Below are 6,231 nucleotides of genomic sequence, written 5' to 3'. Positions count from 1 at the left end.
GGGGGAGGATTTACCGATGACCTATCCCCGCGACCTCGTCGGCTACGGCGAGCATCCGCCGCATGCTCGGTGGCCGAACGATGCGCGCGTGGCCGTGCAGTTCGTCCTGAACTACGAGGAAGGCGCCGAGCGGTCGGTCCTGCATGGCGATCCCGTCTCCGAGTTCTTCCTGTCGGAAATGATCGGCGCCCAGCCCATCCCGGACATGCGGCACATGTCGATGGAGAGCCTCTACGAATATGGCTCGCGCGCCGGCTTCTGGCGCATCCGGCGGCTGTTCGAGGAGTTTGGTCTGCCGCTGACCGTGTTCGGCGTCGCTCAGGCCATGGAACGCCACCCCGACGCCGTCGAGGCGATGATGACGTCCGGCTGGGAGATCGCCAGCCACGGCTATCGCTGGATCGACTACCAGCACTTCACGCCCGACCAGGAGCTGGAGCACATCCAGCGGGCCATCGAGATCCAGACACGCCTGACCGGCGAGCGGCCGCTGGGCTGGTATCAGGGCCGCACCAGCCCCAACACCGCCCGGCTGGTCGCCCAGGAAGGCGGCTTCGTCTACGACGCCGACAGCTATGCCGACGACCTGCCCTACTGGGACGACCAGCACGGCCGGCCGCAGCTGATCGTGCCCTACACGCTGGAAGCCAACGACATGCGCTTCACGGCGGCCCAGGGCTTCAACACCGGCGAGCAGTTCTTCACCTACCTGCGCGACGCCTTCGACGCGCTTTACCTGGAGGGCGAGACCGCGCCGAAGATGATGAGCGTCGGCCTGCATTGCCGCGTGGTCGGCAAGCCGGGCCGCATCGGCGCGCTGCGGCGGTTCCTGGATTACATCACCCATCATGAGCGCGTCTGGGTGGCCAGGCGCATCGACATCGCCCGTCACTGGATCGCGACTCATCCGTACGAGGCCCCAAACCAGAAGGCCAAGACATGAGCGGCGCACCGCCCCTGACCCTGGCTCGGCTGAACAGCATGAATCAGACGGGCTTCACCACCGCCCTCGGGTTCGCCTTCGAGCTGTCGCCGTGGGTCGTCGAACGCGCCTGGAACGACCGTCCGTTCGCCAGCGTCGAGGCTCTGCACGGCGCGATGATGGCCGTCCTGGACGCGGCGACCACCGCCGACAAGCTCGCGCTCATCCGCGCCCACCCCGAGCTGGCCGGCAAGGCCGCGATCGCCAAGGCGCTGACCGCCGAAAGCAACGCCGAGCAGGCCAGCGCCGGCCTCGACAAGCTGACGCTGGAGGAGTTCACCCGCTTCCACCAGCTGAACGCCGCCTACGCCGCGCGCTTCGGCTTTCCCTTCATCATCTGCGTGCGCTTGAACGACAAGGCCTCGATCCTTCGGGCCATGGAGGCCCGCGCCGCCAACGACGAGCAGGCCGAGATCGCCGAGGCGATCACTCAGATCGGCCTGATCTCCAAGCTCCGGCTGCTCGACGCGGTGACCGAATAGATGGACTACGACCTTCCCGGCTGGCTGAACCTAGCGCTCCGCTGGCTGCACGTGATCGCCGGCGTGGCGTGGATCGGCGCGTCGTTCTACTTCGTCTGGCTGGACAACAACCTGCGTGCCCCCCATCCGCCCAAGGACGGCGTCAAGGGCGAGCTATGGGCCGTGCACGGCGGCGGCTTCTACCATTCGCAGAAGTACATGGTCGCCCCGGCGCACATGCCCGACCACCTGCACTGGTTCAAATGGGAGGCCTACACCACCTGGCTGTCGGGTTTCGCCCTGCTGATCGTCCTCTACTACTGGCAGGCCCCGGTCTATCTGATCGACGCCGCCAAGCACTCGTTCAGCCAGCCGGCCGCCATCGCCACCGGCCTGGCCTTCATCTTCGGCGGGCTGGCGGTCTACGAGACGCTTTGCCGCTCGCCGCTGGGCAGGAACGGGAAGCTGTTCGGCGTCGTATGGTTCGGCGCTCTGACGGCGGCGGCCTGGGCGCTGTCCAAGCTGTTCAGCGACCGCGGGGCCTTCATCCATGTGGGCGCGATCATCGGCACGGCCATGGTCGCCAACGTCTTCCTGGTGATCATTCCCAACCAGCGCCGGATCGTCGCCGACATGCTGGCGGGCCGAGAGGTCGATCCGCGCCTCGGCGCGATGGGCAAGCAGCGGTCGGTGCACAACACCTACATGACCCTGCCGGTCATCTTCATCATGATCAGCAACCACTATCCGCTGGTCACCGGCCATCCCCTGTCGTGGCTGCTGCTGGCGATGATCAGCGCCGGCGGGGTGTCGATCCGCCAGTTCTTCCTGCTCAAGAGCCTGGGCCAGATCCGGCACGACTTCCTGTTCTATGGCGCCATGCTGGTCTTCGCCGCCACGGTCGTGGCCAGCACCAAGCCCAAGGACGCCGTTCAGGTGAGAGGCGAGGTCCCGTTCTCGACGGCCCAGGCGATTGTCCAGAAGCACTGCGTCATGTGCCACAGCGCCAGCCCGACCCACGACGGCTTCTCGGCGCCGCCGCTGGGGGCGACCTTCGACACGCCGGAGCACATCAAGACCTATTCCCCGAAAATCTACGAGCGCGCTGTGGTTTCGACCAGCATGCCCCTTGGCAACGAGACCGGCATGACCGAAGAGGAGCGGGCCCGGTTGGGCGCCTGGATCAAACAGGGAGCCAAGATCCCGTGACCGACGCCGTCCTGGACGCGAACGCCAAGGCCGAAGCCGAGACCGCCCCGCGCAAGCGCAACGCCGAGCGGACCCGCAAGGCGATCCTCGCCGCGGCCCTGAAGGAGTTCGCCCAGGCCGGCTTCGCGGGAGCCCGGATCGAGAAGATCGTCAAGGCCGCCAAGTGCAACATCCGGATGCTGTACCACTACTTCGGGGACAAGAAGGGCCTGTACATGGCCGTCCTCGAAAGCGCCTACATGGACCTGCGGGCTCGCGAGGCCGAGCTGAAGATCGACTTCGACAAGCCGCTCGAGGGCTTCCTCGAACTCCAGCGTTTCACCTTCGACTATTTCGAGAAGAACCCGCGCTTCGAGGGCCTGCTGCGCAACGAGAACCTGCAGCACGGCAAGTTCGCCGCCCAGTCACGGGTGGTTACCGAGACGGCCTTCCCTCTGCGCCGCACGATCGAGCGGCTGATCAAGAGCGGCCAGGACCAGGGCCTGTTCGGTCCCGATCTCGACCCCGTGCAGATCTATGTGACCATCGCGGCCATGAGCCGCTTCCACCTGGCCAACGGCTATTCGCTGTCGGCCACGCTGGACACCGACATGAGCGCTCCGGAATGGCGCAAGGCCCGCCTGGAACACGCCCTGGCCCTGCTCGAAGGCTACCTCACGCGCGGCGCGCGATGATCGCCGTGGCGGCAGTCATCGAGCCTGGCGTCGGCTTCTACACGGCGGTCCGCATCGAATTCGCCGATCGCGAGCCACGCCGCGTCATCTTCGCCGGCTTGGATCGCGCGGTGACCTTCCACGAACGCGCGGAAGACCTGTTGCGGCGGCGCGAGGCCTGGCCCGCCTACGTGGCGGCTGCGGAGGCGTGCGCCGGCTGCGTTTCGATCGGCGACTAGTTTAGGAAGCCGCCGGCGGCGCGGCCACCAGCGGCGGCCCCGTGAACTCGGCCTCGATCTGCACCTGGACCTCGTCGCTGACGCCCATGGTCGTGCCCGGCGCGGGCACGCCATAGGCGATCCCGAAATCGGACCGCTTGAACGTTCCCTTGGCCGAGAAGCCGACGCGGGCGTGCGGATCCATCGGATGGCCGGCATAGCCGCCGTTATAGGTCACATCCAGAACCACCGGCTTGGTGACGCCGTGCAGGGTCAGGTCGCCAGTGACCTTGCCCGTGTCGGGTCCCGTCACCTCGACCTTGGTCGAGTGGAAGGTGATCGACGGATAGGTCGCCGTGTTCAGCCAATGCGGCCCGGTCAATTCCTCCACGAACCCTTCGGGCGGCGCCGGCAACGTCAGCGACTTCGGATCGATCGTCGCCTCCAGCGCGCTGACGGCCGCGTTGTTCTGGTCGAAGCGGAGCTTGGCGTCGAAATTGGCGAAGGCGGCCGTGTAGTTCGAAAAGCCGAGGTGGCTGACACGGAAGACGAGCGTCGCATGGTGCTTGTCCAGCACATAGTCGCCGGCCGGGATGTCGGCCTTCGGCGGCTTCAGCGCGGCCACCGGCGGCGCGGCGACCAGAGGCGGAGCCTCGGCCTTCTTGTCCGACGGCTGGGGCGAGCAGGCGGCCAACGCGAGCAGGGCCGCGACAGGCAGAATCGATCTCATACGCTTCCCTCCGATGGCTCCGGCTCGCCTCGTTGAAAGGGCGCCGGAAGTCCGGCCGAAGCGATGCGCCCCCACACCGACTCAACGTCAACGTGGGGACGCGATAGAGGTTGCGGAAGGCTAAGCTAGAGCCCGAGGATCGAACCGGCGTCGATCCCCATCAGGCTGCTTCCGGCCAGGATGATAACCTGGTCGTAGCTGGTCCCTTCGTCGCCAAGATCGGCATAGAGATACACGCTCGTCCCTGCCTGTACCGCCACATAACGTGCGCCCTCGCCCGCGAAGAGCGCCTGCACCGCCATGGAGTCGAATGCATCGAGCTCGACATAGTTGGTCGTCGAGCCGGCCGGGCCGTCGAGGAACTGGATGCGATCCTCGCTGACGAAGAACAAGATGGTGTCGGACGTGGAGAACTCGCTGTCGCCAGCCTGGAAGACGAAGGTGTCGGCGCCACCGCCGCCGTCCAGCAGATCTTGCCCCGCTCCGCCCTGGATCGTATCAGCCCCGGCTTCGCCACGGATGAAATTGTTATTGGCGTCCCCGACGATCACGTCAGCGCCGATCGAGCCGATGACGTTCTCGATCCCGATCAGGATGTCCGCATACACCGAACTATCGTCGCCAACGAACGAGGCCGCGCCGGTCAGCAGGTTGACCATGCTGGACAAAACCTGACCGTTGGCTGAAGTCGCGTAGGTAGCCGTATCGACTCCCGCGCCGCCATCAATGAGGTTGTTGCCTAATCCACCTTCGAGCACATCGTCGCCATCGCCGCCGTACAATGTGTCATTGCCCAGATACCCTCTGAACAAGTTGGCGTTGGCGTCGCCGATCAGTGTGTCATCGCCGTTCGAACCATAGATGTTTTCGACATTTGTCACAGTCACGACGACGCCCGGAGCCACGGTCTGGGACATTGTCGTGCTCAGATCGAAGAGGACGCCACTAGCGAACCCAGCAAAGGCGCCGGTATCGAAGCCTAGAGCGTCGATCCCCGTTCCGCCGTCAATGACGCGGTTGGTGACGTAGTTCTGGACACTGAGATAATCATCCCCGGCGCCGCCCAACATCGTGTCGTTCGAGTTGCCGCTCTGAATGCTGTCACCACCCTCGCCGCCGATCATCAGCGTCCCCGGCGCGGCCGCACCGAAGATGCCGCCCGTCACGATCAGATCTTTGCCGTCCCCACCCTCCAGGACATCGGCTCCGCCCTTGCCCTCGATGATGTCGTTGCCCGCGCCACCGTAGAGGTGGTTGTCGCCCGCCGTGCCGACCAGCCAATCCGCCCCCGAAGAGCCGATGACGTTCTCGATGGAGGCCAGGGTGTCCACGGGGCCGCCGCCCGGTCCGATGATCGAGACATATTGGCCAAGCAGATTGATCAGCAGGAAGTCAGACAGTCCCGCCGGATCAACGTCCTCATAGCTGACGGTGTCGCTACCCCCGCCACCATCCAGGATGTCTTGCCCCGGTCCGCCGATCAGCAGGTCATCGCCACCTCCGCCCTGCAGCGTATCGGCGCCGCCAAGGCCCAGGATGGTGTCGTCGTCAGCGCCGCCGACCAGGATGTCGTCGCCCTCGGTTCCCACGAGATACATGAGCAGCCTCCCAGCTCCGTGATTGGAGCCAGGCCATTGGCGATCAACCCTAGATCGATCTCAAGTGAATTTTTCGCGCTATGGACGATAACCATAAAGAGCAACCTGGAGTTAAGCCGGCACCCTAGAACAGCACCCCCTTCCGCAACAGCGCGTGCACGCCCTTCTCGCCGTTGACGGTCTGGGTGACGCGGAAGTCCACGGCCAGGGAGCAGAACTGATAGGCCTGCACGCGCGTCAGGGCGGAACGGGCGGTGATGAAGTCGATCGTCTGGCGCAGGGCCTGCTTCATGGCCAGGTCCAGATCCTCGTTGAAACCCATCAGGACGTAGTGGGTCGGCGTCTCGGCGCAGGGCCAGGGAAAAGCGCCGATCTCGCTG

At 65.4% G+C, this 6,231-nt stretch carries 7 protein-coding genes and 1 pseudogene; 5 read left to right on the top strand and 3 right to left on the bottom strand.

Features of this window, described 5'->3' with window-relative positions; translation table 11 throughout:
- The first annotated feature begins 16 nt into the window (after positions 1–16).
- From puuE to VJ655_RS16155, 5 genes are read left to right on the top strand one after another with little or no spacing between them, the layout of a single operon-like run.
- A complete protein-coding gene (gene puuE / locus VJ655_RS16175; RefSeq protein ID WP_324112830.1) occupies positions 17–943 on the top strand; it encodes an allantoinase PuuE in 927 nt (308 codons plus the stop codon).
- Positions 940–1,464 carry a 2-oxo-4-hydroxy-4-carboxy-5-ureidoimidazoline decarboxylase gene (gene uraD, locus VJ655_RS16170; protein ID WP_324112828.1) on the top strand — a complete coding sequence of 175 codons (525 nt, stop codon included), beginning with the start codon at positions 940–942 and terminating at the stop codon, positions 1,462–1,464. The genes puuE and uraD overlap by 4 nt, the downstream gene beginning before the upstream one ends.
- Positions 1,465–2,652 carry a urate hydroxylase PuuD gene (locus VJ655_RS16165; protein ID WP_324112827.1) on the top strand — a complete coding sequence of 396 codons (1,188 nt, stop codon included), beginning with the start codon at positions 1,465–1,467 and terminating at the stop codon, positions 2,650–2,652.
- Positions 2,649–3,326, top strand: coding sequence for a TetR family transcriptional regulator (locus VJ655_RS16160; RefSeq protein ID WP_324112825.1), 678 nt, complete (start codon positions 2,649–2,651; stop codon positions 3,324–3,326). The genes VJ655_RS16165 and VJ655_RS16160 overlap by 4 nt, the downstream gene beginning before the upstream one ends.
- The gene (locus tag VJ655_RS16155) at positions 3,323–3,544 is read left to right on the top strand and encodes a hypothetical protein (protein ID WP_324112824.1); all 222 of its coding nucleotides are present in this window, start codon (positions 3,323–3,325) and stop codon (positions 3,542–3,544) included. The genes VJ655_RS16160 and VJ655_RS16155 overlap by 4 nt, the downstream gene beginning before the upstream one ends.
- Before the next feature lies 1 nt (position 3,545).
- On the opposite strand, the gene VJ655_RS16150 is transcribed toward VJ655_RS16155, so the two are convergent.
- From VJ655_RS16150 to VJ655_RS16140, 3 genes and pseudogenes are all read right to left on the bottom strand, one after another.
- A complete protein-coding gene (locus VJ655_RS16150; RefSeq protein ID WP_324112821.1) occupies positions 3,546–4,253 on the bottom strand; it encodes a YceI family protein in 708 nt (235 codons plus the stop codon).
- A 125-nt stretch (positions 4,254–4,378) separates the two neighbouring features.
- A complete protein-coding gene (locus VJ655_RS16145) occupies positions 4,379–5,851 on the bottom strand; it encodes a calcium-binding protein (RefSeq protein WP_324112820.1) in 1,473 nt (490 codons plus the stop codon).
- Positions 5,852–5,975: 124 nt separating this feature from the next.
- Positions 5,976–6,231, bottom strand: a pseudogene (locus VJ655_RS16140) (amidase); the annotation flags it as partial.

The sequence above is a fragment of the Caulobacter sp. genome, assembly GCF_035254145.1.
Classification (GTDB): domain Bacteria; phylum Pseudomonadota; class Alphaproteobacteria; order Caulobacterales; family Caulobacteraceae; genus Caulobacter.
The sequence above is the reverse complement of the archived record's forward strand: the minus strand, read 5'-3'. Positions and strand labels throughout refer to the sequence as shown.